General features: G+C 67.7%; 25 protein-coding genes. 11 read left to right on the top strand and 14 right to left on the bottom strand.

Annotated elements, in window-relative coordinates; translation table 11 throughout:
• Nucleotides 1–128: 128 nt before the first annotated feature.
• Nucleotides 129–803, bottom strand: a complete 675-nt coding sequence (locus KV110_RS26555; protein WP_218469980.1) for a TetR/AcrR family transcriptional regulator — start codon at nt 801–803, stop codon at nt 129–131.
• A 172-nt stretch (nt 804–975) separates the two neighbouring features.
• On the opposite strand from KV110_RS26555, the gene KV110_RS26550 reads away from it, so the two are divergent.
• Both KV110_RS26550 and KV110_RS26545 read left to right on the top strand, forming a co-directional pair.
• Nucleotides 976–2,547, top strand: coding sequence for a succinic semialdehyde dehydrogenase (locus tag KV110_RS26550; protein WP_218469979.1), 1,572 nt, complete (start codon nt 976–978; stop codon nt 2,545–2,547).
• Between the two features lie 30 nt (nt 2,548–2,577).
• Nucleotides 2,578–3,408 (top strand): SDR family NAD(P)-dependent oxidoreductase, encoded by an 831-nt coding sequence (locus tag KV110_RS26545; RefSeq protein WP_218469978.1) that lies wholly within the window; start codon nt 2,578–2,580, stop codon nt 3,406–3,408.
• Here KV110_RS26545 and KV110_RS26540 read toward each other — a convergent pair.
• A complete protein-coding gene (locus KV110_RS26540; RefSeq protein ID WP_218469977.1) occupies nt 3,369–4,220 on the bottom strand; it encodes a putative protein N(5)-glutamine methyltransferase in 852 nt (283 codons plus the stop codon). The genes KV110_RS26545 and KV110_RS26540 overlap by 40 nt on opposite strands.
• A gap of 122 nt (nt 4,221–4,342) precedes the next feature.
• Entirely contained in the window at nt 4,343–5,215 is an 873-nt protein-coding gene (locus KV110_RS26535) for a YdcF family protein (protein WP_246633993.1), read from the bottom strand.
• 238 nt (nt 5,216–5,453) lie between these two features.
• Between KV110_RS26535 and KV110_RS26530 the strand changes: the two genes are divergently transcribed.
• From KV110_RS26530 to KV110_RS26500, 7 genes are all read left to right on the top strand, one after another.
• Nucleotides 5,454–6,305: a bifunctional 5,10-methylenetetrahydrofolate dehydrogenase/5,10-methenyltetrahydrofolate cyclohydrolase gene (locus KV110_RS26530; protein ID WP_218469976.1), complete on the top strand. Its 852-nt coding sequence runs from the start codon at nt 5,454–5,456 to the stop codon at nt 6,303–6,305.
• Between the two features lie 204 nt (nt 6,306–6,509).
• The gene (locus KV110_RS26525; protein WP_218469975.1) at nt 6,510–7,844 is read left to right on the top strand and encodes an MFS transporter; all 1,335 of its coding nucleotides are present in this window, start codon (nt 6,510–6,512) and stop codon (nt 7,842–7,844) included.
• 79 nt (nt 7,845–7,923) lie between these two features.
• Nucleotides 7,924–8,643: a GntR family transcriptional regulator gene (locus tag KV110_RS26520; protein WP_218469974.1), complete on the top strand. Its 720-nt coding sequence runs from the start codon at nt 7,924–7,926 to the stop codon at nt 8,641–8,643.
• A 124-nt stretch (nt 8,644–8,767) separates the two neighbouring features.
• Complete coding sequence (locus tag KV110_RS26515) at nt 8,768–9,310, top strand: thiamine pyrophosphate-binding protein (RefSeq protein WP_218469973.1); 543 nt, start codon at nt 8,768–8,770, stop codon at nt 9,308–9,310.
• Between the two features lie 2 nt (nt 9,311–9,312).
• Nucleotides 9,313–9,903, top strand: coding sequence for a thiamine pyrophosphate-dependent enzyme (locus KV110_RS26510; RefSeq protein WP_218469972.1), 591 nt, complete (start codon nt 9,313–9,315; stop codon nt 9,901–9,903).
• Nucleotides 9,900–11,279, top strand: a complete 1,380-nt coding sequence (locus tag KV110_RS26505; protein ID WP_218469971.1) for an aldehyde dehydrogenase family protein — start codon at nt 9,900–9,902, stop codon at nt 11,277–11,279. The genes KV110_RS26510 and KV110_RS26505 overlap by 4 nt, the downstream gene beginning before the upstream one ends.
• Nucleotides 11,276–12,409 carry a mandelate racemase/muconate lactonizing enzyme family protein gene (locus tag KV110_RS26500; protein WP_218469970.1) on the top strand — a complete coding sequence of 378 codons (1,134 nt, stop codon included), beginning with the start codon at nt 11,276–11,278 and terminating at the stop codon, nt 12,407–12,409. Before KV110_RS26505 ends, KV110_RS26500 begins: the two co-directional genes overlap by 4 nt.
• Before the next feature lie 9 nt (nt 12,410–12,418).
• On the opposite strand, the gene KV110_RS26495 is transcribed toward KV110_RS26500, so the two are convergent.
• Entirely contained in the window at nt 12,419–13,177 is a 759-nt protein-coding gene (locus KV110_RS26495; protein ID WP_218469969.1) for a DUF8176 domain-containing protein, read from the bottom strand.
• 195 nt (nt 13,178–13,372) lie between these two features.
• Nucleotides 13,373–13,798, bottom strand: coding sequence for a MarR family winged helix-turn-helix transcriptional regulator (locus KV110_RS26490; RefSeq protein ID WP_246633992.1), 426 nt, complete (start codon nt 13,796–13,798; stop codon nt 13,373–13,375).
• A gap of 84 nt (nt 13,799–13,882) precedes the next feature.
• Here KV110_RS26490 and KV110_RS26485 point away from each other — a divergent pair, with 84 nt between their 5' ends.
• Complete coding sequence (locus KV110_RS26485; protein ID WP_218469967.1) at nt 13,883–15,640, top strand: ABC transporter ATP-binding protein; 1,758 nt, start codon at nt 13,883–13,885, stop codon at nt 15,638–15,640.
• On the opposite strand, the gene KV110_RS26480 is transcribed toward KV110_RS26485, so the two are convergent.
• The 4 genes from KV110_RS26480 to KV110_RS26465 form a co-directional block, all read right to left on the bottom strand.
• The gene (locus KV110_RS26480) at nt 15,637–16,545 is read right to left on the bottom strand and encodes an alpha/beta hydrolase (RefSeq protein ID WP_218469966.1); all 909 of its coding nucleotides are present in this window, start codon (nt 16,543–16,545) and stop codon (nt 15,637–15,639) included. The two genes, KV110_RS26485 and KV110_RS26480, sit on opposite strands and share 4 nt — an antisense overlap.
• A gap of 144 nt (nt 16,546–16,689) precedes the next feature.
• Nucleotides 16,690–17,439 (bottom strand): L,D-transpeptidase, encoded by a 750-nt coding sequence (locus KV110_RS26475; protein WP_218469965.1) that lies wholly within the window; start codon nt 17,437–17,439, stop codon nt 16,690–16,692.
• A 215-nt stretch (nt 17,440–17,654) separates the two neighbouring features.
• A complete protein-coding gene (locus tag KV110_RS26470; protein ID WP_218469964.1) occupies nt 17,655–18,635 on the bottom strand; it encodes a TIGR03557 family F420-dependent LLM class oxidoreductase in 981 nt (326 codons plus the stop codon).
• Nucleotides 18,636–18,711: 76 nt separating this feature from the next.
• The gene (locus KV110_RS26465) at nt 18,712–19,371 is read right to left on the bottom strand and encodes a cyclodeaminase/cyclohydrolase family protein (protein ID WP_218469963.1); all 660 of its coding nucleotides are present in this window, start codon (nt 19,369–19,371) and stop codon (nt 18,712–18,714) included.
• 184 nt (nt 19,372–19,555) lie between these two features.
• On the opposite strand from KV110_RS26465, the gene KV110_RS26460 reads away from it, so the two are divergent.
• Nucleotides 19,556–20,596, top strand: coding sequence for an LLM class F420-dependent oxidoreductase (locus tag KV110_RS26460; protein ID WP_218469962.1), 1,041 nt, complete (start codon nt 19,556–19,558; stop codon nt 20,594–20,596).
• Between the two features lie 79 nt (nt 20,597–20,675).
• On the opposite strand, the gene KV110_RS26455 is transcribed toward KV110_RS26460, so the two are convergent.
• The 5 genes from KV110_RS26455 to KV110_RS26435 all read right to left on the bottom strand — a co-directional run bounded on the left by KV110_RS26455 (nt 20,676) and on the right by KV110_RS26435 (nt 24,942).
• Complete coding sequence (locus KV110_RS26455; protein ID WP_218478913.1) at nt 20,676–21,014, bottom strand: STAS domain-containing protein; 339 nt, start codon at nt 21,012–21,014, stop codon at nt 20,676–20,678.
• A gap of 151 nt (nt 21,015–21,165) precedes the next feature.
• Nucleotides 21,166–23,514 (bottom strand): SpoIIE family protein phosphatase, encoded by a 2,349-nt coding sequence (locus KV110_RS26450; protein WP_218469961.1) that lies wholly within the window; start codon nt 23,512–23,514, stop codon nt 21,166–21,168.
• Nucleotides 23,515–23,521: 7 nt separating this feature from the next.
• Complete coding sequence (locus KV110_RS26445) at nt 23,522–24,157, bottom strand: SpoIIE family protein phosphatase (protein ID WP_218469960.1); 636 nt, start codon at nt 24,155–24,157, stop codon at nt 23,522–23,524.
• Nucleotides 24,150–24,575: an ATP-binding protein gene (locus KV110_RS26440; RefSeq protein ID WP_218469959.1), complete on the bottom strand. Its 426-nt coding sequence runs from the start codon at nt 24,573–24,575 to the stop codon at nt 24,150–24,152. Before KV110_RS26440 ends, KV110_RS26445 begins: the two co-directional genes overlap by 8 nt.
• Complete coding sequence (locus tag KV110_RS26435) at nt 24,553–24,942, bottom strand: STAS domain-containing protein (RefSeq protein WP_218469958.1); 390 nt, start codon at nt 24,940–24,942, stop codon at nt 24,553–24,555. The genes KV110_RS26440 and KV110_RS26435 overlap by 23 nt, the downstream gene beginning before the upstream one ends.
• Nucleotides 24,943–24,957: the final 15 nt, after the last annotated feature.

Below are 24,957 nucleotides of genomic sequence, written 5' to 3'. Positions count from 1 at the left end.
CGTCGCTCGCCGAGTCCACGTGCGGAAAGGGTGTGCACACCCCTTCTGGCAGCCGCACACCTTCGTGAACGGGTGTGCGGCTGAGGCAGTGGGTGTGCACACCCTTTCGGTAAGGCGTGCGGCTGACTTCAGGGAGCGGGGAAGATGCCGGGGAGGTTCATCGCGTATTCGATGTCGGTGCGGGTGCCCAAGGTGGTCAGTAGTACGCGGATCATCGTGAGGCGCGCTGCCGCAACGGTTTCCGCGTCGGGTTCGACGCCGGGCTCGGTGCCCGCGGAGATCCGGTAGACCACGTATTCGCAGACGTGCAGTGCGGCATCGAGATCGAGCGGGCTCGGGACGGGGCGGCCCAGCTCGGTGAAGGTCGAACGGACCAGGGCGCGGATATCATCGAGCGCCCGTTCCCGGTACGCGGAGACCGGCGAGGCGGGGTCGTGCAGTTCGGCGAACAGCGGGCGCAGCATGGCGCCGTGCCCGCCTGCCCACGCCAGGTAGGCGTCGATCAGCCGGATGCCGAGTTCGACCGGTTCGTCGGTACCGGTCAGCGCCACCCGGATGCCGTCGACCAAGCCGTCGTTCGACGTGTTGAGCAGCACGTGCAGCGGCTCGGTCGCATTGCCGAAGTAGCGGTAGAAGGTCGGCCGCGCCAATCCGGCCTGCTCGATGATCTGCGCGACGCTCAGCCCGCGCGAGCCGTTGCGGGTGAATACCGCCGCGGTGGCGAGCACGATCCTGGCGCGGACCTCGTCGGCCTGCTCCTGGGTCTGCGGCGGCCTGCCCCGCCGGGTGGTCGCCTCGGTCACCGCGCCGCGCCGCAGACATGGTGCTGCCTCACAGCGAGCAGCCGGTCATGTCTGTGTTCCATGACGAAGAGCTTGACACGAGACGTGGCACGCCCATTAATCTAACACTAGTGTTCAGTTAATGGACGACGTGCTTCCGGCCCGTCCGACCGTCCGATCGAGAGGGCCGACAATGACGACCGCCTCCCAGCTCACCACCGCAGACGCGTTGCCGTCGTCGCTGGTCCAGCCGCTCCTGGACCGGGCGGTGGCTGGTGGCGCGCCTTCCGTGGAGGTGTTCGCGCCGGCCACCGGGCGCAAGATCGCCGACCTGCCACAGTCCGCGACCGCCGATATCGAGCGGGCCTTCGCGACGGCACGCGCGGTGCAGCAGGAGTGGGCGCGCCGGCCGATGCGCGAGCGCGCCGCCGTGCTGCGCCGCTTCCACGACATCGTGCTCGCCGAGCAGGACACCATCCTCGACATCGTGCAGACCGAGACGGGCAAGTCCCGCGCACACGCTTTCGACGAGGTCGGTGACGTCGCGGTCAATGCCAGGTACTACGCGCAGGTCGCCGCGAGGCTGCTCGCCACCCGGAAGCCGCGCGGCGTGCTGCCGGTGCTCACCCAAGTCGACGTGCGGCACCGGCCGAAGGGTGTCGTCGCGGTGATCTCGCCGTGGAACTACCCGCTCGCGCTGGCCGCCTCCGACGCACTGCCCGCCCTGGTCGCGGGCAACGCTGTGGTGGCCAGACCGGACAACCAGACCGCGCTCACCGCGCTGTGGGCGATCGACGCCGCCGAACGCGCTGGGCTGCCACGCGGGCTGTGGCAGGCGGTACTCGGGCGGGGCTCGGTGATCGGTCATGAAGTGATCGGACGCGCGGACTATGTCGACTACACCGGTTCCAGCGCGACCGGCCGCACCATCGCCCAGCAGGCGGGGGAGCGGCTCATCGGCTACTCGCTCGAACTCGGCGGCAAGAACCCGCTCGTGGTGCTCGCCGATGCCGATGTGTCCCGGGCCGCGAAGATCGCGATCCGCGCCTGCTTCGCCTCGGCCGGGCAGCTGTGCGAATCGATGGAGCGAATCTATGTGCACGACAAGGTGTATGACCAGTTCGTCACCGAATTCATCGGGCACGTCGAGGGAATCGCGCTCGGCGGCGGGCTGAACTACGACAGCGACATGGGTTCGCTCACCTTCCCGCGCCAATTGGCCACCGTCCGTGCACATGTCGACGACGCGGTGGCCAAGGGCGCGACGGTGCTCGCCGGTGGCCGGGCTCGACCCGATCTCGGCCCGTACTTCTACGAGCCGACGGTGCTGAGTGGCGTGCGCCCCGGTATGACGGTGTATCGCGAGGAGACCTTCGGTCCGGTGGTCTCGATCTACCGGGTCGGCAGCGACGACGAGGCGGTCGAGCAGGCCAACGACACCGCGTACGGCCTCAATGCCAGCGTCTGGACCAAGGACATCGCCCGTGGTCGCGAGGTCGCGGCGCGGATCAACGCCGGTTCGGTGAACGTCAACGAGGGCTTCATCGCGGCATGGGGGAGTGCCGACGCGCCGTCCGGCGGGCTCGGCATTTCCGGCACCGGGCGCAGGCACGGACCCGAGGGACTGTTGAAGTACATCGACACCCAGACCATCGCGGTGCAGCGGGTGCTGCCGATCGCGCCGCTGCCCGGCATGTCCGAGGAACTGTGGGCCAAGACCATGACCTTCTACTTCGGCCTGATGAAAACACTGCGGCAGAAGTAACTTTCAGCGAATCGACAGGGATAGGGACGGATGAAACTCGACACGGTTGCGGGTAAGAAGGTTCTGGTGACGGGTGCCGCGATGGGCCTCGGCAAGTTGTTCGCCGAGCGCGCGGTGCGTGAAGGTGCGGCCGCCGTCGTGCTGTGGGATATCAATGAAGCCGCGCTGAAGGACACCGCCGCCGAGCTCACCGGTCGCGGCGGCAACATTCACCACTTCGTGGTCGACGTATCCGTGCCGGAGGCCATCGCCGAGGCGGCGGAATCGGTCCGTGCCGAGGTCGGCACCATCGACATCCTGGTCAACAACGCGGGCATCGTGCGCGGCAACAGCTACTTCTGGGAGACCGAGAACCGCGCCGACATCGAGAAGACGATGGCGATCAACGCGCACGCCCCCATGTACGTCACCCTCGAATTCCTGCCTGCCATGGTGGCCGGTTCGACCCAGGCGAGGGTGCTGACCATCGCCTCCTCCGCGGGTCTGGTCTCGAACCCGCGGATGAGCGTCTACGCGGCGTCGAAGTGGGCGGCGCTCGGCTGGTCCGATTCGGTGCGCATCGAGTTGGAGCAGGCGGGCCACGACCACGTCACGGTCACCACGGTCTGCCCGACGTACATCAACACCGGAATGTTCGACGGCGCAAAGGGTTTCCTGTTCACTCCGATCCTGGATCAGGATGAGGTGGTCGATACGTCCTGGCGGGAAATGAAGAACGGCACGCCGCTGGTGATCCTGCCTTGGACCTCCCGCCTCAACAAAGCGCTGTCCGGAATCCTGCCCATCAAGCTTCGCGACCTGTTCCTCAACAGCGTCGGCGTCTACCGCTCGATGGAAGAATTCACCGGCCGTAAGAAGTAGTTGAGCGACCGGGTGGGCCGGGTGCCGATGACGACCGTGGCGTGGTGCTCGTCGGATTCGGCGATCCGGCCGATGAGCCCGTGCTCTGCCAGCACCGCGACCGCCACCGGCGCCTGCGCCTCGCTGGATTCGACCAGCAGGTGACCGCCCGGCGCCAGCCAGGATTCGGCGCCCTCGACGACGCGGCGGAAGATGTCCAGGCCGTCGGGTCCGCCGTCGAGCGCGGTGCGCGGTTCGTGATCGCGGGCCTCCGGCGGCATCCGCGCGATCATCTCGGACGGGACGTACGGGGTGTTGGCGAGCAAAATGTCGATACAGCCGCGCAGCTCGGCGGGCAGCGGGTCGAACAGGTCGCCCTGGTAGACCGGCGCGCCGAGCGGGGTGAGGTTGCGGCGGGCGCAGTCGACGGCGACGGGGTCGATGTCGGCGGCGGCCAGGGTCACCGGGGTGTGCTCGGCGGCCAGGATCGTGGCCAGCGCCAGGCCCAATGCGCCTGTGCCGCAGCACAAGTCGACCACCACCGAATGGCGGTCGCGGGCGCGAGCCAAGCCCGCCGCCTCCGCGACGAGGAATGCCGTGCGTTGACGTGGCACGAATACGCCCGGCGCGACCGCGACCCGCAGGCCGTTGAACTCGGCCCAGCCGAGCAGGTACTCCAGTGGCGTACCGGAGACACGCTGAGCGACCAGGGTGTCGAGATCCGCTCCGGTCTCCGTGGCAGCGGCGGTGAGCAGTCGGGCCTCGTCCTCGGCGAAGACGCAACCCGCCGCGCGTAGGGTCGCGACCACCTCGGTACTACCTGCTGCCATCATCGCCAGCCATACTGCCGTGCCCGCACCCGGCACTGCCAGCGGATTTTCGGGTGACGTCGGTCTCGGCGGTCGCCACTCACCCGGAATCCGCACGGTCGTCGGGCGGATTCCGGGCACCGAACTCAGCGCGAAGTGGCCAACTGGAACGTCCGGGTGGCGTCCAGATAGATGCCCCGCTGGGATTGCTTGGCCGGCGGCGGCAACTGGGAGACCAGCTGTTCCAGCGAGGTCGTCGCGCCGACCACCGTGGTGCCCGCCACGATGAAGTCGGCGACGGCGCGCCGGATGTGGTTGGGCGAGGTGACGACCACCGCGCTCGTCGCCCCGACATCACGCAGCAGCTTGGTGCTGAACAGCGCGTTCTGCACGGTCGATCCGGCCCGGCTCTCCACGCTGATCCGGGATGCGGGCACCCCGTGACCGATCAGCCAGCCCGCCATCGCGTCCGCCTCGGTGATGCCGTTCTGCGGATTGCCGCCGGTCACCACGATCGGCGACATAGGCGAGGCGATCGATTGCAGCCACGCGGCCGTCAGCCGGTTCACCAGTTCGGGCCGCAGTGCGCCGTCCGGCAGCAAGCCGTAGCCGAGGACGACGATGCCGGTCTGCGGCCCGACCAGGGCGGGCAGCGGATTCGGCAGGGTGCCGACCGCGGCGCCGATCGCGTTGAGCACGTGCGTGGTGCCCGCCGCCATGCCGGGGTCCACGGCGTTCAGCCGCGCCATCGCGTCGGCGAGGGCGGGCAGGTCGCCCGCGTAGTGCGACCAGATGGCCTGGAGTGAAAGCGCCTCGGCGTCGTTGGGGTCGGCGCCGATCAGGTTGCGCAGGTCGGCGCGACCGGCGACATCATTGCCGTCGGTGAAGTTGCGCTGGGCGGAGTTGTAGAGGGCGTCGGTTTCCCCGGCCGCGTGGGCCGGGACACCGGCTAGGCCGGTCAGGGTGAGCGCCGCGAACACGGTCGCGGTTAGATGTTTCCAGTGCCTCGAGATCTTCACTACAGTCGACACCTTTCCGCGATGCTGATACTCGGCATGAAACGGGTTGGGCACGTGCTGGCAGTTAGCCGTGGGCAAGCAGTCATCACCATACGGCCGAGTGATCTCGAAATCACGTATTAGCCGGGGGGATTCTGCGGCCTATTTGCCGCATCGGGACAAACCGGGCGGAGCCTGGTCGGGCCCAGGTGCGGTCTGCGAACGGATCACGGCCGCGGAGCCATTAATGTGTGACAGCGTGGATACCGCTTCGCTGACCGGCAAGGAACTCGCCGCCGCCATCAACGCCGACACCAAGCAGCGCGCCGCCGCGCGTACCGAGGCTGGCGCCGCGCCGCGCCTGGCCCTGATCGTGGCGAACGACGACCCGGCCAGCGCCTGGTACGTGAACTCGCTGCGCAAGGCCGCCGAACGACTCGGAATCGCTTGCGACACGGTCGATCTCGGTGCCGACGCGACCGCGGATACGATCCGCGCCGAACTCGAAGCGCGCAGCGCGGACAGCGCGACCGACGCGATCATGCTGCAGACACCGCTGCCCGCGGGCATCACCCTCGACGATGTCAGCTCCGCGATCGCCGCCACCAAGGACGTCGACGGGGTGAGCCCGCTGTCGCTCGGGCTGCTTGCCTCCGGCCTCGACGGGTTTGTGCCTGCCACCTCCGAGGCGGTCGTCGAGTTGCTGAAGCACCACGACATTCCGCTTTCTGGTCGGCATGTCGCCGTCGTCGGCCGCTCCAACGTCGTCGGCAAGCCGCTCGCCCAGCTGCTGCTCGCCGAAAACGCCACGGTCACCGTCTGCCACTCGCGGACCACCGATCTGCCCGCGGTCACCTCGGCCGCCGACATCGTCGTTGCCGCGGCGGGCCGCATCGGCCTGGTCACCGGCAAGCACGTGCGCGAGGGTGCGGTCGTCGTCGACGTCGGCACCAACGAGTCCGCCGACGGCGGCATCGTCGGCGATGTCGAGGCCGACTCCGTGCGCGGCAAGGCCGCCGCCCTGAGCCCCGTCCCCGGTGGCGTCGGCCCCGTCACCACCGCCCTGCTCATGCGGCACGTCGTCGTGGCCGCGGAGAACGCTCGACGCTGACCCTCTGCGGGGGAGAACCTCGCACCCGACTACGGCCGGTCCGGAAGTTATCCGGGTCGGCCGCACTTTTCCTCTCCTTGCCACCTCCGCGAAGCCCTTGTGCGCCGCGTCACAGCATGAGTAGCATGCCACTCATTAAGTGGGACATGTTACTTACACGGGTGACATGCCATCACAGCTGGCTCTGTGCTGTGGAGGAAAGAGATGGATCGTTCGATTCCCCGTGCCGAGGGGAACGTGCTGCAGGCGAACACAATCCGGAAGATCACCCGCCGGATCGTCCCGTTGCTGATGGTCGGCTACATCGTGAGCTACATCGATCGGATCAATATCAGCTTCGCCAAGTTCGGCATGGAGGAGACGTTCGGGATGAGCGCGACCCAGTACGGGTTCGCCGCGGGCATCTTCTTCGTCGGCTACGTGCTCGCCGAGGTACCCAGCAACATCATCATGACGAAGGTCGGCGCCCGGATCTGGCTCAGCCGAATCCTGGTGACCTGGGGCATCATCGCCACGCTGACCGCGTTCGCCGCGAACGTCGAGATGGTGTACGTGCTGCGCTTCCTGCTCGGCGTCGCGGAGGCGGGCTTCTTTCCCGGCATCCTGGTGTATCTCACCCGCTGGTACCCCAATGCCCAACGCACCAAGGTCATTTCGACGGTGATGATGGCGATCCCGGTGGCCAGCGTGCTCGGCAGTCCGCTCAACGGGTGGATCCTCGACACCTTCGACGGCGCACTGGGCGTTGACGGCTGGCGATGGGTGTTCATCGTCGGCGGACTTCCCGCGGTAATCCTCGGCGTCGTCTTCTTCTTCGCGCTCACCGAAACACCCGCGCAGGCAAAGTGGCTCAGCGAGAGCGAGCGGGCGTGGCTGATGGCGACGCTCGAGGCCGAACACGCCGAACGCGCGCGCTCGGCCCCGGCCGGTCATCGGGCGGCACTGCGGAACAAGCGGGTGATCGCGCTGTGTCTGGCCTACTTCCTGCTGCTGTGCGGGGCGTACCCGCTGGCCTACTGGATGCCGACGGTGGTCAAGGAGGTCGGAAACGGGTTGAGCAGCACGCAGATCGGCTGGTTGTCGGCGGTGCCGTTCCTGTTGGCCGCGATCGGTATGTACGTCACCGGGCGCCTGGTACGCACCGAAGGTTCGCCGCGACCGGTGCTGGTCGCCTTGGCGATCTCCGTGGTCGCGTTCCTCGTCACGGCGCTCGCCCTCGGCTCGCCGTTGCTGGCGTTCGCCGCGATCACCGTGGCCACCATGGCGGCGCAGACGGCCAAGCCGCTGTTCTGGTCGGTGCCGACGGCCTATCTGGCCGGTGTGGGTGCGGCAAGCGGTATCGCGCTGATCAATTCGCTCGGCAACGCGGCCGGGTTCGTCAGCCCGTACGCGTTCGGCTGGATCAAGGATTTCTCCGGCGGGCGCACCGGTTTCGCCATTGCCGTGATGATCCTGGCGAACGTGGGCGCACTGATTGTGATCGGCGCTATTGCCGCGCGGTCCAGGCAGCGCCGCGCCTCGTCGGTATCGACCGCCTGAGCGACTATGCTGGGGAATCGCCCGGGGACGGTGTGCCACGGGCGATTTCCCGTCGCTTTTCGGTCCATGAAGAGGTGCCTTGTCGCAGGATGCGGTAGACAGCAAGTCCGAGCAGATCGCCGCCGAGATCAGGGACGCGATCCGGCAGGGGCGGCTCGAGCGCGGCATCCTGTACTCGTCCCGTGAGCTGGGCGAACGGTTCGGTGCCTCGCGGACGCCGGTGCGCGAGGCGCTGCTGAAGCTCGCCGACTTGGGCTTGGTCAAGATCGAACGCAACCGCGGCGCGCGGGTACTCGGGCAGGACGGTCGCGGCATCGTCGACCTTTGCAGCCTGCGGGTGCTGCTGGAACCGCCCGCCTGTCGCAGCGCCGCGGCCGTGATGACCAGCCGCGACGACGAGGCGATGCTGGCCGAGTACCGGATCATGGAGCGCACCGCCGACGGCGGCGCCGAATACTTCGCCGCCGATGAGCGCCTGCACGAACTGATCCTGCAGGCCAGCGGCAATCGCCGGCTGGCCAAGGTGGTCAACGAACTACGGCAGACCTTGTCTCTCGACGGCAGGCACAGTGTGCCGAGATATCAGACGGTGGACACCGCGCTGAAGGACCACTGGGACATCATCGACGCGCTGCGTAAACGTGACGGCGTCGCGGCCGAGCGGGCCATGCGCAAGCACCTGGTGCGGTCGGGTGATCTGCTGGTCGCGCACAGCAGCGACGACAATCGCGGCCTGGTCGCGGAATGGCGCCGGTGGGTCTCGGTGTCCGTTCCCGAGGGCGACCAAGTCGTGTACTGACAGTCCCGCTGAATCCCATCCCTCTCGACCATATTTGAGTGTTGCATGCTACTAGCCATGGGTAGTATGTTTCAGACACCAAGTGGGCTGTCACTAGACAGCTGGTCCGGCGAAGGGACATTCGGTGAATTCCAACTCGTATGCGACGTCGGTCGCCAGAGGAATCTGGGCGGCGGAGGTCGATCTGGTCGGGTACGTGCCATCGGTCAGCGTGGCACCCGTCATCGCCGCGCTGGTCGACACCAGCGGCGGCGACGCGGGCATCTCCGAGCGGGTGTTTCCGCTTTCCAGGGAGGAAGAAGCGGCCGGATTGCTCGGCGCGCTACCGCTGACCGGAAAGCTCGGCGCGATCGTCATGCAGGACAACGGTTTCGGTAATGCGCTGACCGCGCTGACGACCTTCAACGTGGCCTATCAGCTGCCGATGCTGATCGTGGCGAATACCCGCGGCGGGCTCGGTGAGTACAACTCGATGATCCACACATTCAGTCAGCACGTGCCTGGCGTACTGGAGAAGTTCGGGATCCCGTTCTTCGAAATCGACCGGCGCAGTGGGCCCGCCGACTGGGCGGCAGTGGTCACCGAGGCGGGAGTGCACGCGCGCATGACCTTTCGGCCCGTGGTGGTGCTCGCGCATTTCTGGGCGACCGACGGTAAGGCGGCGTGATCGTGAAACGCATTGACGCACTGCGCATTATCGCCGCCCAGACCGGCGACTTGCCCGTGGTGGTGACCTGTGCCGCGTCGAGCAGAGAACTGGCAGCGGTAGCGGATGGTCCGAATCATCTGTATCTGCTCGACGCCATGGGCTTGGCCGGTTCCGTTGCCACCGGGGTCGCGCTCGGTATCGCCGACACGGACGTGCCGAAGGTGGTGGCGATCGAGGGTGACGGTTCGTTGCTGATGAACCCGAATGTGCTGGCGACAGGAGGGTTTCTCCGGCCGTCGAAGCTGGTGCTGGTGTTGCTGGACAACGGTGTCTACGGCGCGACGGCCAATTTGCCGACCTACGGTTCTCGAATTGATCTGGGCGAGCTGGCGACGGCGGCGGGTTGGACCGTGCGCCGCGCCGCCGATCCCGAGGAACTCGCCGCCCGGCTGACGGAAGTGCTGTCGCTGGATGGGCCGGTGTTCCTGCATGTGCGCATCGCCGTGGGGAATGCCACCGGCGTGCCGAAGCTGCTGGAGAACCCGGTGATCATCGGACGGCGCTTCCAGGATTGGCTGGCGTCGCGCGCCACCGAGGTGGCGAGTCGATGATCACGACGATCAATCCCGCTGACGGAAACCCCATCGAGACATACCCTTTCACTCCCGATCACCAGTTATCCGCGCTGCTGAACCGCGCTGTCGTCGCGGCCCGCCGAGCCGCTGACGAACCCGTCACCGACCGCGCCGACCGGTTGCGGTTGCTGGCCGCGCGACTGCGTGCCGACGCTCAGGCGCTGGCTTCGCTGATCACCACCGAGATGGGTAAACCGATCGACCAGGCCGTCGCCGAGATCGAGAAGTGCGCGTTCACCTGCGACTACTACGCCGACCGTGGCGCCGATCTCGTTGTGCCGCAAGCGGTCGATGTGTTCCCCGACGGTGGACAGATCCGAATCCGGCCGCTGGGCGTGATTCTGGCGATCATGCCGTGGAATTATCCGTTCTGGCAGGTGTTTCGGTCGATGTTGCCCGCGGTCGCGATCGGCAACACCGTGCTGCTCAAGCATGCCGACAATGTCACCGGTTGCGCGTTGGCGGTGCAGCGGCTGTTCGACGAAGTATGCGGCACCGGGGTGCTGACCAGTGTGCTGCTGTCGCCGGAGCGGATCGGCCCGCTCATCGATGATCCCCGCATTGCGGCGGTGGCGTTCACCGGCAGCAATCGCATCGGCGCCGTCGTCGGTGCCAGGGCCGGGCGGGCGGTCAAGAAGGTCGTGCTCGAACTCGGCGGGTCCGATCCGTTCATCGTGCTGGCCGACGCGGACGTGGGTGAGGCGGCGGCCGCTGCGGTGCGTTCCAGGTTCCTCAATACCGGACAGAGTTGTATCGCCGCGAAACGAATCATCGTCGAACAGAACATCTTTTCCGATTTCACCGAGGCGATGATCGCCGAGCTCGGCAAGCTGGTTGTCGGTGATCCGGCACTGCCAGGCACCGACATCGGACCGATGGCGCGCGCGGACTTGCGCGACGAGTTGCGCAGGCAGCTGACCGCGACGATGGCCGCCGGAGCCGAAGTACTGGTCGGTGGCGCAGCCGATTCCGGGCCGGGCGCCTGGTTCACGCCGACTATCGTCCAGGTGCCGGACACGTACTCCGTTGCGTTCCAAGAGGAAACATTCGGACCACTCGGCGCGGTGCTGCCGGTCGGTTCGGCGGCTGCCGCGCTGGCCGCCGCCAATGCCTCGGCATACGGCCTCAGCTGTTCGATCTGGGGTGGTGACCTCGGCCGGGTCGAGCAACTCGCGACCAGGGTCGCCGCCGGATCCGTCTTTATCAACCGCATCTCCGAATCCGACCCGCGCCTGCCCGTCGGCGGGGTCAAAGCCAGCGGGCACGGCCGGGAGCTGAGCAGCTACGGCGCCACCGAATTCGCCAATATCCAGGCGGTACGCACCGCCCGAGCCGCGAGGAGCAGTCGATGACCATCACCCGAATCCGAGCCCGCGTCGTCGGCATCCCGGTCGACAAGCCGACCCGAATGTCCAACCGCGACTTGACCGATCGCCATTACGTGCTGGTCGAGGTCACCGACGACACCGGCGCGACCGGCCTCGGCTACACCTACGCCGGAACCAGCGGTGGGACGCTGACCAAGTGCGCGATCGACGACGTGCTGGCACCGGTCTATCTCGGCGCCGACCACAACGACGTGCACGGACTCTGGAGCCTGGCCTATCAGGAGGCACTGCTCGCCGGCCGCCGCGGCGCCGTGATCCGGGCCCTGTCGGCGATCGATATCGCGCTGTGGGACCTGCGCGCGAAACGTGCCGAGCTGCCGTTGGCCAGCCTGCTCGGCGGCGCGACCACCCCGCTGCCCGCCTACGCGTCCGGCGGCTACTACCGCCCGGACGACGGCGAATGGACCGATGCCGTCCGCAAGGAAATCGAATTCAATGCGGGCCAAGGCTTCACCGATCACAAGATCAAGGTCGGTGGCCTGAGCGTGGCCGAGGACGCGCGCCGCGTCGCCACCGCGATCGAGGCGATCGGCGACACCGGCAGGCTCGCGCTCGACGCCAACAACGCCTACCGCTCGGTTCCCGAAGCACGCAGGGCCATCGAGGCTTTCGAGCGCGCGGCGGGCGAGCGCGGCCTGTGGTGGTTCGAAGAACCGCTCACACCGGACGCGATCGCCGGGCACGCCGAACTCGCGCTGCAGATCCGCACGCCGGTCGCCACCGGCGAAATACACCAGACCCGTTGGGAATTCCGGCAGCTCATCGAGGCGGGCGCGGCCCCGATCCTGCAGGCCGACGCCGGTGTGGTCGGCGGCGTCACCGAGTGGCTGCGGGTCGCGCACACCGCCGACGCCTTCGGCCTGCGGATGGCGCCGCACTGGCACCACAATCTGCACGTCCACCTGTGCGGTGCGGTCGCCAACACGCTGGTCGTCGAGTATTTCGCGCTGGAGAAGGGCATCTACAACTTCGAACAGCTGCTCACCTCCGAGACCCGGCTGCGCTACGAAAACAACCAGGTGCTGGTGCCGTCGCGTCCCGGGCTCGGCATCGAACTCGACGAGGAAGCGGTCGCCAAGTACGAATTCGCCTGAGCGCCGGACCTATTGGCCGGGACTGATGGCGCTGATGAGCGTGCGGTCGCCGTCCTGGGTGGTGGTGACCAGCTGCGGGTTGTACGTGACCGGTGGGCGGCCGGGCCGGTTCTCGGTGACCACGACCATGTACTGACCGGCGAACGCGCCAGGAGTGATCGCGACGCAGTAGGTGGTACCCGCCGGAATGCTGTCGATGCCGCGCTGGATGGCGTCCGCGGGCTCCACCGCCGCGTCCGGGGTGGTCGCGGCGCGCGCCTCGTCACCGGATCGCGCGACGTAGTACGCGTGCTGAAAGGCGAAGATGGCGGCGGGGCCGGAGTCGAAACCGCCGGGGTCGTTGCCCTTGATCCGGTTCCCGACCCGTTCGGCCGGGCACGGTGCGGGGGAGGAGGCCGCGGCGCCGATCTGGGTCGGCGTGTTCGATGCCGCGGGCGGTTCCGAATCACCGCCGAACAGCACGAAGGCCGCAGCGCCCACGGCGGCGATCCCGAGCGCGCCGAGCGGCACCGCCCATCGGCGTGCCGATCGGCGCCGCTTGGACCGATCGATCAGCCCGCTGAACTCGTCTTCGAAGTAGTTCGGTGCATAGTCCGGTTCGGGTTCGTAGTCCGGTTCCGCCGCGGACGGCCGGTCGACCCAGTCGGAATAGGCCCCTTGATACCGCTCGTCGGGTGCGTACTGCTGTTCCGGCGCACCACGTTTCATCATCTGCGGCCCCCGCCCGTAGTCGTATCCAGGTCGTGAGCCCATCTCCGGTCGATCCATCGCCCCACCTTCATCAGGTCATATCGCCAGGTTATCCGCACCGTTCCTGAAATGCAGCAACGCGTAGACGCGTATGTCCAGCCGACTTCGCTGTCGCTCCGGGCAGAATACTGCCCGTTTGCCGAGAGTCGGGTACGCCCTAGGGATACCGGGCGGTAGCGCTGCCGATGGGGATTGCCAAACGGTCGAATCGGTCTAACAGGCGGCGGAATCGAGGGTGGCCAGCAGGTCTCGCAGCGTTTCGCGTTGCTCGGCGGATAAGGTGGCGAACAGTTCCTCGGCGGCCTCGCGGCGCGCGTCCGACATGCGGGCTAGAGCGGCCCGCCCCGCTTCGGTCGGCGTCACCAGGGTGGCGCGCCGGTTGTCGGGATCGGGCGCGCGAGTCACCAGGCCCGCGCCCGCGAGGGCGTCGACGACCGTGGTGGCCGAGCGCGGGACGATGCCGAGACGGTCGGCCAGCGCGGTCATCCGCAGCGGTTCCTGCTGGTGGCCGACGATCCGCAGCGCCCGTGCCTGGGCGGGGGTGAGGCCGAGCGGGGCGAGCCGGGCGACCTGGTTGCGCCGGATCCGTTTGGCCGCGCGCAGGAACAATTCGGGCAGGTCGGTCTCGGCGGACTCCATGATTCTGAGCATAACTCATTGTTTTGGGAACAATTATGAGCCATGCTCAGTTTCATGACGTAGTTCCCTCGGAAGGAGGCGCCTTTGCAGCCCCCACATCAGCTTCGCCGGATCGTCCGGCTCTTCCGGCCCTATCGGGCCCGGCTGGCCCTTGTGGCCGCCCTTGTCGGTCTGTCCTCGGTCGTCGCACTGGCCACGCCGTTCCTGCTGCGTGCGGTGCTCGACGACGCGCTCCCGCACGGGCGCACCGGCCTGTTGACTCTGCTCGCCGCGGGTATGGTCGCCGTTGCCGCGCTGACGAGCGTGTTCGGCGTGCTGCAGACCTACATCTCCACCACGGTCGGCCAGGACGTGATGCACGATCTGCGGTCCGCCGTATACGCGCAGTTGCAGCGAATGCCGTTGTCCTTCTTCACCAGAACGCGCACCGGTGAGGTGCAGTCGCGCATCGCCAACGACATCGGCGGCATGCAGTCGACGGTCACCTCGACCGCGACGTCGCTGGTCTCGAACTTCACCACGGTGGTAGCGGCGGTAACCGCCATGATCGTGCTCGACTGGCGGCTGACCATCGTGTCGCTGATCATGCTGCCCTTCTTCGTGTGGATCAGCCGCCGCGTCGGCAGCGAACGCCGGAAGATCACCGCGCAGCGGCAGGAGAAAATGGCCGGAATGTCGGCGATCGTGGAGGAGTCGCTGTCGGTGAGCGGCATCCTGCTCGGCCGCACGATGGGGCGCTCGCCCGCACTGGTCGACGGTTTCGCGCGGGAGTCGCGCGGGCTGGTCGATCTGGAGATCCGCTCGAGCATGGCGGGGCGGTGGCGGCAATCGACCATCACGATCGTCATGTCGGCCATGCCTGCCGTCATCTACTGGGCCGCGGGCCTCACCGTCGCGACCGGGCAGCCGCTGGTTTCGATCGGCACGCTGGTCGCGTTCACCACGTTGCAGACGACGCTGCTGCGGCCGATGGTGCAGCTGCTGTCCACCGGCGTCGAGGTGCAGAGCTCGATGGCGTTGTTCGGCAGAATCTTCGAGTACCTGGACCTGAAGCCCGATATCGAAGAACCCGCGCGGCCGGTCGCGCTCGGCACGGTCGCGGGGGAGGTGCGGTTCGACCATGTCGGCTTCTCGTACGGCGCGGGTAATCGAGATGTGCTGAGCGACATCGACATCACCGTGCCCGCCGGGTCGAGCCTGGCGATTGTCGGCGAAACCGGTTCCGGCAAGACTACGTTGGGGTATTTGGCAGCGCGGCTCTACGACGTGAGCTCCGGTGCGATCAGGATCGACGGAAAGGACGTGCGCGACTTGTCCTTTGCCGATCTCGCCGCTGCCGTCGGTGTCGTGTCGCAGGAGACCTACCTGTTCCACGCGACGGTCGCCGAGAATCTGCGTTTCGCGAAACCTGATGCGACAGAACAGGAATTGCACGACGCGGCCCGTGCGGCCCAGATCCACGAGCACATCATGAGCCTGCCCGACGGCTACGACACCCGCGTCGGCGAACGCGGCTACCGGTTCTCCGGCGGCGAGAAGCAACGGCTCGCCGTCGCCCGCGCTGTCCTGCGCAATCCGCCGATCCTGGTGTTGGACGAGGCGACAAGCGCCCTCGATACCCGCACCGAGCAGCAGGTGCAGCAGGCCATCGACGCGTTGTCGGTCGACCGCACCACGATCACCATCGCGCACCGGCTGTCCACCATCCGCGACGCCGACCAGATCGTGGTGCTCGACCACGGCCGCATCATCGAACGCGGATCGCACGACGAGTTGATGGAACTCGGCGGTCGCTACGCGTCGCTGCTCTCCCGCGACGAGGCGCTGATCGCGGCTGCCTAGGCCCGGCTCGGGTCGAGATGCCGGACGAGGAAGGCCGTTTCGTCGGCCACCACCTTGTCGAAATCCGGGGACACGTAGATGTCGAAGTGGCCTGCCGGATATTCGTGCACCTCGACATTGGGTCCGGCGGCCGCCGCGTAGCGCAGGGTGCGGCGGGCCGGGGCCACGCTGTCGTCGAGGCAGACGCCGAGGAATACCGGGGCCTTGATCTTCTGGAGGCTGCGACCGGGGCGGTAGAGGGGGAGGGTGAGCCCGATCCGGGCAGCGACTTCGTTCGGGTGGGTGAAGTCCGCCGGTGCGAGGGCGGTGTAGCCGGGCTTGGCGTCAGGCGCGTTCATCAGCGCCGTCTGTCCTGGCTCGGCGGTGAGCGGCACGGTGACCGGCGGCCTACGCAACGCCGTCGCGAGGAGATCCAAGCCCGCGCGTACTCCGATGGTGAGCAGCGGTCGCAGTCCGACCGTCGGCGCGGACGAGGGGCCGTCGGTGAACGGGCACTGGGACACCACCGCGGCGACCCGCTTGTCCTGTGCCGCTACCCGTAGCACGTGGCCGCCGCTGAAAGATGTTCCGAACAAGGCGATTCGAGATGGATCGATGCCGTCGAGGGTGGCAGCGTAGTCGATCGCCGCCGACCAGTCGGCGAGCTGGCGGCCGATGCTCAACAGCTGTCGGGGTTCGCCGTCGCTGGCACCGAAATGCCGGTAGTCGAAGACCAGAGCGGCGAACCCGGCTGCGGCGAATTGCTCGGCAAAAGCGTCCAACCGCATTTCCTTGACAGCGCCGAGCCCGTGCGCCATGACCACGATGGGCACCGCTCGGCCGGTGGTGGACGGCCGATACAGCCAACCCCGCACCGTGGTGCCGTTCGAATCGAAGTCGATGTCCGCGCGAGGTGTAGTCGTCATCCGTCAGCTCCTACCGAATCTCAGCGATAGAGACTTGCTGTCCCATTCGCTCGATCATGTCATGAATGGGAGCTGCGGGGTGATCTTAGTGATGCCAGTGGCACCGCCGACGATAACTTGCCGGGCGGTGCCACGCGGGTGCTGTTACCAGTGCACGGAGACCGGGTCGCCGACACTGATGGTGTTGTAGACCCATTCAGCGTTTTCCGGGGCCAGGTTGATGCAGCCGTGGCTGACGTTCGCCCGGCCCTGGTCCTCGACCGACCACGGGGCGGAGTGGATGAAAACGCCACCCCAGGTAAGGCGTTCGGCGAATTCACCGTTGATCACATAGCCCTCGGGGGAGCTCAGCGGGATGCCGATGGTCCGTGAGTCGAAGACGACGGAGCGGGCCTTCTCCAGCACGGGGAAATTGCCCGACGGAGTTTCGTAACCCGGCTTACCCATGGAGGCGGGCATCGTCCTCGGGATGCCGCCGACGGTCAGGGTAAAGGTGTGCGTCGACATGTTGGCGTCACCGAAAACGCCTACGTTGGTATGGAATTGGGTGCGGGTGTTACCCACGCCGACGGTGATGTTGGCGTTGGCGGGCAGGAAGCCGGTCGGCGTCCACACCGCCTCCCGATCACTCGTCCAGGCGAAAGTGCCGTTCAGTGGTTCCGCGGCCTTGATGTCGATGGTCTGCTCCGCGGCGGCCCGATCGGCGACCGGAGCGGCGAATCGGATGGTCACCGGGTGGGCAACACCCACCACCGCGCCGTTAGCGGGTCCGATCGATTCGACGGAGTTCGTCTGTGGCGTGCCGACCAGCGTTGATGTCGCGGCACCCGCGCCGAACACGCCCAGCGCAACGATCAAGATCGCGAAGAAGAGATATCTCATTACGTGCCTCATGGCTCCACCCCTCCGAGATGGTGTGGGTAGGCAGTTGTCATGCCAGGCCTGCAAGATCAGCCATCTGCCGGCTGACCAGGCCTTCTGTGGTCGTATCGACCACCATTGCCTTGTCTATGCTGCCTACCCGCCCCACCCCTGAACAAACCCCACCCACCCCCGCCCCCCGATTGCGGCCAAGGAGATTCGGAGATATCAGCGCTCCGCGATGACCGTCAGGCGTTCACCGTCTTTCGGGGCGTGAGCTGGCGGATCCGGGGTTCCAGGTCTTGCTGGAAGAAGTCGATGAAGCCGTCGGGGTCCGGGCCCGCGTTCTGCATGACCAGGTGGTCGAAGCCCGCGTCGACGAATTGTTGGGCGACCTCGATGTAGCGGTCCGGGTCGGGGCCGCAGGCGAACTGCTCGAAGATGTCATCGATGCGGACGGTGCGGGAGGCGGCATCGAAATTGACGGGGTTGGGGAGTTCGCTCATCACCTTCCAGCCGGTCAGTGCCCAGCGGGTGGTTTCGTGTACGGCCTTCGCGGCGGTCTGTTCGTCCGGGGCCCAGGCCATGGGGACCTCCGCGTAGCGGGGCCCGGCGCCGCCGGCCGCGCGGTACCGATCGACGATGTCGGCTTTCGGTTCGGTGGCGAACAGTCCGTCGCCGAGTTCGGCGGCGATTCGGGCCGAGGGCGGACCACTGGCGGCGACGGCGATCACCGGCAGTTGGTCGGGTAGGTCGAAGACACGTGCGTCCGACAGCGACAGGTGACGCCCGTCGTAGGACTGGTATCCGCCGCGCCACAGCAATCGAATGATCTCCAGCGCCTCACGCAGCATTTCCTGCCGGATGCGCACATCCGGGAATTCCTTCGCCACCACGTGCTCGTTGAGCCGCTCGCCGGAGCCGATACCGAGGGTGAAGCGTCCATCGGAGACCAGCGCCAGCGTCGCCGCGGCCTGCGCGATGATCGCTGGGTGATAGCGGACCGTCGGGCAGGTGACCCCGGTCGCCAGGCCGATCCGCTCGGTCTGCGCTGCGATCGCGCCGAGCACGGTCCAGGCGAACGGCGAATGTCCCTGTACGTCGAGCCAGGGATGATAGTGATCACTCATCTCGACGAAGTCGAAACCGGCGGATTCCGCTCGAACCGCTTGGCGCATAAGCTCTTTCGGTCCGAATGCCTCCGCGGCCAGCTTGTATCCGATCTGCACGGCTACCTCCTCGGCTCGGTCAGCTACTTTCGCCGACATACCCGGCCGCGCGGCACGGAAACACGCCGAATGGGACCTAGCCGCGCACCGCGTGCACCACGTCGGCGTGCAGGCCGTCGGCGCGCGCGACGATTTCCTCGATACGCAGCAAAACGGCGGCGAACCGGTCACCGTCCGCAGCGGGCAGCGAGGCGACGTTGATCTCGATATTGAGCTGGGAGCTGGCGGCCGCGGCGCGGCAGGCGTCGGCGGCGGCGCCGATATCGGTGACTACGTTGGGGTTTCCGATCGGGAACAGCTCGGTCGCCAGCGAAAGCACCTCGTCGGCCTCGTCGACCACGGCGGCGGGCACGCGCGCGGCCTCGATCAGGGCGCTGTTGATGGCCGCGGTGCGCGCGTCGGTCTCCTCCGGCGTGGTCTTCGGCAGCTTGTAGGCGGCGCCGACCGCGGTGAACGCGGCGGCGTCGGCCTCGGCCAGGGCCAGCGCCCTGGCGCGGGCGGCATCGGCGGCCTCGATGATGCGGTCGATCACCGGCCGGTTCTCCGCGTCCTTGGCGCGCGTCGTGTAGCGCCCCACCATCGCGACCAGCGCGGCGCCCTGCGCGGCATGCAGCGCGGCCACGGCGCCGCCGCCCGGTGCGGGAATCTTGGCGGCCAGATCCGACAGGTACTGCGCGAGCGTGGCCCCGCCGAAGGTGGACGCAGTTTCCTGGGACGGTGTGCTCGGCTGCGACACGGGTGCGTGGCCTTTCCTAGTGCGGCGAGGGTGGGGAGTGCGCGGTCAACGCTACCGGTTGGCCGCCGACCGGCCGGGCGGGACCGGTCCGCTGGGCGCACTTGCGCCTCCGCTCGGGCCGAGAGCGGAGCAACGGCCCGGTCCGGTGCGGCGTTTGCCCGTAGTCGCCGTTATGTTGAGAGCTATGCGGATCGGATTGGGCATCAACTACTCGGGTGGTTTCAAAGAGGCGGCGGCGGAGGTGGCCGACCTCGAACGGGCCGGTCTGGACATCGTGTTCGTCCCCGAGGCGTACTCGTTCGACGCGGTGAGCGCGCTCGGCTACCTGGCCGCCAAGACCTCTCGCCTGGAACTGGCCTCGGGCATCCTGCAGATCTACACCCGCACGCCCAGCCTGACGGCGATGACCGCGGCGGGCCTCGACTTCGTCTCCGACGGCCGGTTCATCCTCGGCCTCGGCGCATCGGGCCCGCAGGTGATCGAGGGCTTCCACGGCGTGCCGTACGACGCGCCGATCGGGCGTACCAGGGAATTGGTGGAGATCTGCCGCAAGGTGTGGCGCCGCGAGAAGTTGGAGTACCACGGCAAGTACTACCAGATCCCGCTGCCCGAGGGGCAGGGCACCGGCCTCGGCAAGACCTTGAAGCTGATCAATCATCCGGTGCGCGAACGCATTCCGGTGCTGCTCGCGGCGCTCGGTCCGAAGAATGTGCAGCTGGCGGCCGAGGTCGCCGAAGGTTGGCAGCCCATCTTCTTCCTGCCCGAGCAGGCGAAACAGGTGTGGGGCGAGTCGCTGGCCGCGGGCTTGGCCAAGCGTGATCCGCAGCTCGGCGACCTCGAGGTCTACGCGGGCCCGGCACTGGCCATCGGCGACAATGTCGAGCCGCTGCTGGAATTCGTGAAACCGCACCTCGCCCTCTACATCGGCGGCATGGGCGCCAAGGGTAAGAACTTCTATCACACGCTGGCCACCAAGTACGGCTACGGCGCCGAGGCCGACCGCATCCAGGAGCTCTACCTGGCGGGCAAGAAGGACGAGGCGGCCAAGGCGGTCCCGGACGCTCTGGTTCGCGACATTTCGCTGGTCGGCCCGGCGGGCTACGTCAAGGAGCGGGTCGCCGCGTTCGCCGAAGCGGGCGTCACCGTCCTCAACGTCGTGCCGATGGCGGCCACGTCGGCCGAGCGGGTCAAGCTGGTCGAGCAGCTGCGCGAGCTCTGCGACTGAGCCGCAGCACCGGAAAATACGAGTGGGCGGGCCGACCAGGCCCGCCCACCGTCACATTCGAGACCATGACCCATTCAGGTCAGCGATTGCGCAGCCCGGCGAGGGCCTCCTGCAGGGTGGAATAGACGGCGAAGACCTGATCGAGGCTCGTCATCTTCAGCTGCCTGCTGGTGGCGGGGCCGTCGGCGACGACGGCGATCGCGGTGGCGTCACCGGCGCGTTGATGCGTCGCGACCAGAACGGCCATGCCCGCCGAGGCCAGGAAGCTGACCGCGCTCAGGTCGATGATCAGGGCCGATGGCTTGCCATTGAGGATCGTTTCGATCGAGCTCTCCAGCGCGGGGGCCGTCGCCAGGTCGACCTCGCCGGCCACCGTCAGGACCGTCGCACCGTCCTGTGCAGCGACGGTGGTTGTCATCGTGTCCGCCAGGGGATACGCGTCTCCGGAAGTATTGGTCACAGCAAAACACTCTACAAGTGACCTTTCCCGGATTTCCCTGCAACGACCGGGATAACGCTCGACCGTCACCTGTCCGCCCGGCAACCGCTGTCGATGGCGGGCCGGTTCATCATCCGGAAATGTGGCGATTCGTGCCGCGCAACGGGTTGGCTACCGGGAAGGTGATGGCGGGCAGGGTCACCGACATGCGCACGCGGGTACCGGGTCCGGTGTGGTCGATGTCGAGTTCTTCGGTGAGCGCGCGCATCATGTCGATGCCGCGGCCGCGGTGTCCCGGGTCGGCCGAGCGCGGCTTCCAGCTGCCCGCGTCGGTGACGGTGATCACCACCGTCTCGATATTGCAGGTGGCGGTCAGCTGGACGCGGTCGGCGTCGGCGGCGGGGTCGCGCAGCGCCTTGGTGGTCCGGCCCATCGAGCGGTCGGTGCTCGCGGGACGGCCGGTCGGCACCGCGCCGTTGCGGTAAGCGTGCTCGATGCTGTTGCTGCACGCCTCGTTCGCCGCGGCCACCAGGTCGGACGCGAGATCGTGCGGCACGGCGGCGGCGGCCAGCCAGGCCTTGAGCGTACGGCGCAGTGCCGCGAGCTCATCCGGGTGCGCGGGCACCTCGAGCCGCAACGGGGCGGGCGGCTGGCGATACACCACCATGGCGACATCGTCGTCGTACCCTGCGGCGGGCCGCAGCCGGGAGAGCACCGCGTCGGCCACTTCGCGCGGCAGTTTGGCGGAGGTGTCGGCGAGCACGGCGGAGATCTTGGCGAAGCTGTCGTCGATGTCCACGCCACGCTGTTCGACCAGCCCGTCGGTGAACAGCACCAGCGTCGAGCCCGGCGTCAACGCGGTGGTCGCTTCCGGGCGGCGCGGCGGGTCGAAGGTGGCCAGCGGAACCGAACGCCCACCCTCCAGCAGGCGACCGGTGGCGGCGACGTCGGCCAGGATCGGCGGCATGTGGCCAGCGCTGCTGTACCGGACCAGCCCGCGCACCGGATCGAGCACCGCGGCGCACACGGTCGTGCACATCGCACCGGGTATCCGGCCCGCGACGGTATCGAGTTCGGCGAGCAACTGCGCCGGACCGGCCCCGCGCAACAGCAATGCCCGTGCGGCCGTGCGCAATTGGCCCATCACCACGGCGGCGGACAAACCACGGCCGACGCAATCGCCGACCACGACGCCGATGGTGCCGTCGCGCAACGGAACCACGTCGTACCAGTCGCCGCCGATTTCCAGCGGCGGCAGCGCGGGCTCGTAATGCACCGAGAACCGCGGCGGTAGCTCGATCGGGCCGAGCATCGCTCGCTGCAGCGTCAGCGAGGTCGAGCGCGCCTGGTCGAAGTTGCGTGCCCGCTGCACCGCGAGACTGAGGTGACCGATCAGCAGCGAGAACAGGGTCCAGTCGGCGGCGCTGATCGCCCGCGGCGCGGCGAACCGCAACCACAGTGCCGCATCACCGGTTTCGCCGAGCGGGGCGACGATCCCCTCGGAGCTGTCGGCGCCCTCCGGAATCGCGAACAGGCTGCGGCCGGGTCTACGCCTGGCGCGCTCGAGCATGGCCCGTGCCCGCGCGTCGAGTTCGGTGCTCTCGCGTCTGTCCGACGAGCCCTCGGTGCCGGAGACGTACACCTCCGGCTCGACGTGCCTGCTCGGCCACACCGACACCACCGCGGTCTGCGCGCCGACGGTGCGCCGCAGCTCATCCAGGCCGACCGCGAGTACCTCGACCACGCTGGTCGCCGCGCCGACGGCGGTGGCGAGCCGGGAGGCGGCCTGATCGCGGGCCTGTGCGTCGTGCTCGGCGGTGACGTCGCGGATGGTGCCGACGAAGATGCGTTCGTTGTTCTCCGGTTTGATCAGCGCGCTGGTACTCACCGCCAGCCACACCGAGCGGCCGTCGCGGTGCCGGATCGGAATGACGAAACGCTGTGCCTCCGTACCGAGATCGGGATAGCGCGGCCCCTCCGGCATCGACCACGGATGCGGCAGCGGGTACGGAACGTCGGCGGCGCCGTAACCGGTGAGCGCGCCGAACGCGGAGTTGACCTCGACGATGGTGCCCTGCGAGTCGGCGACGAAGAAGCCGTCCTGCAGCGACTCGACCAGCGCGGTGCGGAAGGCATCACGCCCGGCGAGATCGTCTGCGCGGGAACGCTGTTGCTCGTAGCGGCCGACCCCGTCGAGATAGCCGCGGGTCGCGATGTCCAGTGCGGCAAGGGTTTGCAGCAGAAACTCCAGCGCGGTCTCGGCCAGCCGGGTCCCGGCATCACCGTCGCTCGCCGCCTGCTCCGCGAGCTGGGCCACCCGGAAGTGGTTCTCGGTCAGATCGAGCAGGCTGATGCCTTCGACCAGCGCCCGCCGACCGAGCTCGTACCCCTCGGCGAGGGTGGCCTGGGTCGGTGCGTCCAGGTGTCGCCGTAGCGCTTTCGCGTAGGCGTCGAGGAAGTCGGCCAGCGGTCCGGTCATCGAGCCCTCACGACTCCGGGCCCTGCGCCGAGCCGCGGTGGCGGGCGGCGAGCACCAACGCGTCGTCGGTGTCCTTGGCGTGCCTGGCCAGGATGTCGGCGGTGATCTCCGCGGTCGACTTGGACAGGTCGATCGCGTCGGCGGATTCGCTGACGATGCCGTCGGTGGACATCAGGAGCAGGTCGCCGGGGCGCACCTGAATGGTCTGCGGTTGCAGATTCTGCGGTAGTCGATAGCCGACGATCCCGGCGGTCAGCAAGATGGTCGCGCGGACGGCGAGGCCACCCGGACTCACCGTGAGCACTTGGGATTCCACATTGCCGACGCCGAGCCAGCGCACCGTGTCGCTGGGATCGAACAGGGCGAGCGATACCGCGGCACCGCGGGTGTCGGCCATGGCTCGATGACACAGCACCATCAGTACGTCCAGCGGTTCGGCGCGGTTCTCGGAGAGCACCTGGGCCGCCCGGTCGGCGGCGTCGGCCGCGGGTGCGCCGTGCCCGAGCCCGTCCAGGACGGCGAAAAGGACTGTGCCGCCGCCGGTGTCCAAGATGACGCCGCGATCACCCGAGACGCGTTGCCCTGGCAGCGGGCGACCGGCCACCGCCCACTCGATTCGGCCGATGAACCCGTCGTCATGCACCGTTGGGTACCCACTTCCACATCTCCACCAACGTGCCGCGGCCAGGTGCTGATTCGACGGTGAGCCGGTCCATCAGTCTGCGGGCGCCGGGGAGACCGAGGCCGAGTCCGCGCCCGGTTGAATAACCGTCCTCGAGCGCGCGGGGGATGTCGTGGATGCCGGGCCCTTGGTCCTCGGCCTGAACCACCAGTGCCTGACGGCCTTCCCGTTCGTCGACCATCAAACGGATCTCGCCGTTGCCCGCGTAACTGGTGATGTTGCGGGCGATTTCGGAGATCGCCGTCGAGATCATGGTGCGGTCTGTCAGTGAGAATCCGAGCTTCGCTGCCAGTTCGCGTCCAGCCTGACGTGCGATCACGATGTCGCCCGACACTCTGACCGCAATCACCAGGTTCTCAGCGGCCACTGTCACGACCATCTCGCTGGCGTGGTGAGGCGGTCTTCCGGTTGAGCCAGGCGAGTCCCTCTTCCAGATCGAGGGCCGTGTGCATGTCCTCGAACGTCAGGCCGAGTTGCACCATGGCGAAGGCCACTTCCGGTTGCAGTCCGACGATCACCGTTTCGGCGCCGCGCAACTGCGTCATGTGCGCGATGGTACGCAATGATCTCGCGGCGAAGGAATCCATGATGTCGATCGCGGTGACGTCGACGATGATGCCCTGCGCCCGATATTTGCTGACCTGTTTCATCAGGTCGTCCTGCAGGCGCTCGGTATCGGCGTCGGTCAAGGCGGATTGAACCGACGCGATGAGATAGGTGCCCTGTTTGAGAATCGGTACCGGCATGGTGCCCGCCCTGGT

The organism is Nocardia iowensis (genome assembly GCF_019222765.1).
Taxonomy (GTDB): Bacteria; Actinomycetota; Actinomycetes; order Mycobacteriales; family Mycobacteriaceae; genus Nocardia; species Nocardia iowensis.
Note: the sequence above shows the minus strand (reverse complement) of the source record. Positions and strands in the feature narration are given on the sequence as shown.

Coding starts and splice junctions, on each gene's coding strand:
- KV110_RS26550 (WP_218469979.1), top strand. CDS start 976: ATGACGACCGCCTCCCAGCTCACCACCGCAGACGCGTTGCCGTCGTCG.
- KV110_RS26545 (WP_218469978.1), top strand. CDS start 2,578: ATGAAACTCGACACGGTTGCGGGTAAGAAGGTTCTGGTGACGGGTGCC.
- KV110_RS26540 (WP_218469977.1), bottom strand. CDS start 4,220: ATGATGGCAGCAGGTAGTACCGAGGTGGTCGCGACCCTACGCGCGGCG.
- KV110_RS26525 (WP_218469975.1), top strand. CDS start 6,510: ATGGATCGTTCGATTCCCCGTGCCGAGGGGAACGTGCTGCAGGCGAAC.
- KV110_RS26505 (WP_218469971.1), top strand. CDS start 9,900: ATGATCACGACGATCAATCCCGCTGACGGAAACCCCATCGAGACATAC.
- KV110_RS26500 (WP_218469970.1), top strand. CDS start 11,276: ATGACCATCACCCGAATCCGAGCCCGCGTCGTCGGCATCCCGGTCGAC.
- KV110_RS26495 (WP_218469969.1), bottom strand. CDS start 13,177: ATGGATCGACCGGAGATGGGCTCACGACCTGGATACGACTACGGGCGG.
- KV110_RS26490 (WP_246633992.1), bottom strand. CDS start 13,798: ATGGAGTCCGCCGAGACCGACCTGCCCGAATTGTTCCTGCGCGCGGCC.
- KV110_RS26480 (WP_218469966.1), bottom strand. CDS start 16,545: ATGACGACTACACCTCGCGCGGACATCGACTTCGATTCGAACGGCACC.
- KV110_RS26475 (WP_218469965.1), bottom strand. CDS start 17,439: ATGAGGCACGTAATGAGATATCTCTTCTTCGCGATCTTGATCGTTGCG.
- KV110_RS26460 (WP_218469962.1), top strand. CDS start 19,556: ATGCGGATCGGATTGGGCATCAACTACTCGGGTGGTTTCAAAGAGGCG.
- KV110_RS26455 (WP_218478913.1), bottom strand. CDS start 21,014: ATGACAACCACCGTCGCTGCACAGGACGGTGCGACGGTCCTGACGGTG.
- KV110_RS26450 (WP_218469961.1), bottom strand. CDS start 23,514: ATGACCGGACCGCTGGCCGACTTCCTCGACGCCTACGCGAAAGCGCTA.
- KV110_RS26440 (WP_218469959.1), bottom strand. CDS start 24,575: ATGGTCGTGACAGTGGCCGCTGAGAACCTGGTGATTGCGGTCAGAGTG.
- KV110_RS26435 (WP_218469958.1), bottom strand. CDS start 24,942: ATGCCGGTACCGATTCTCAAACAGGGCACCTATCTCATCGCGTCGGTT.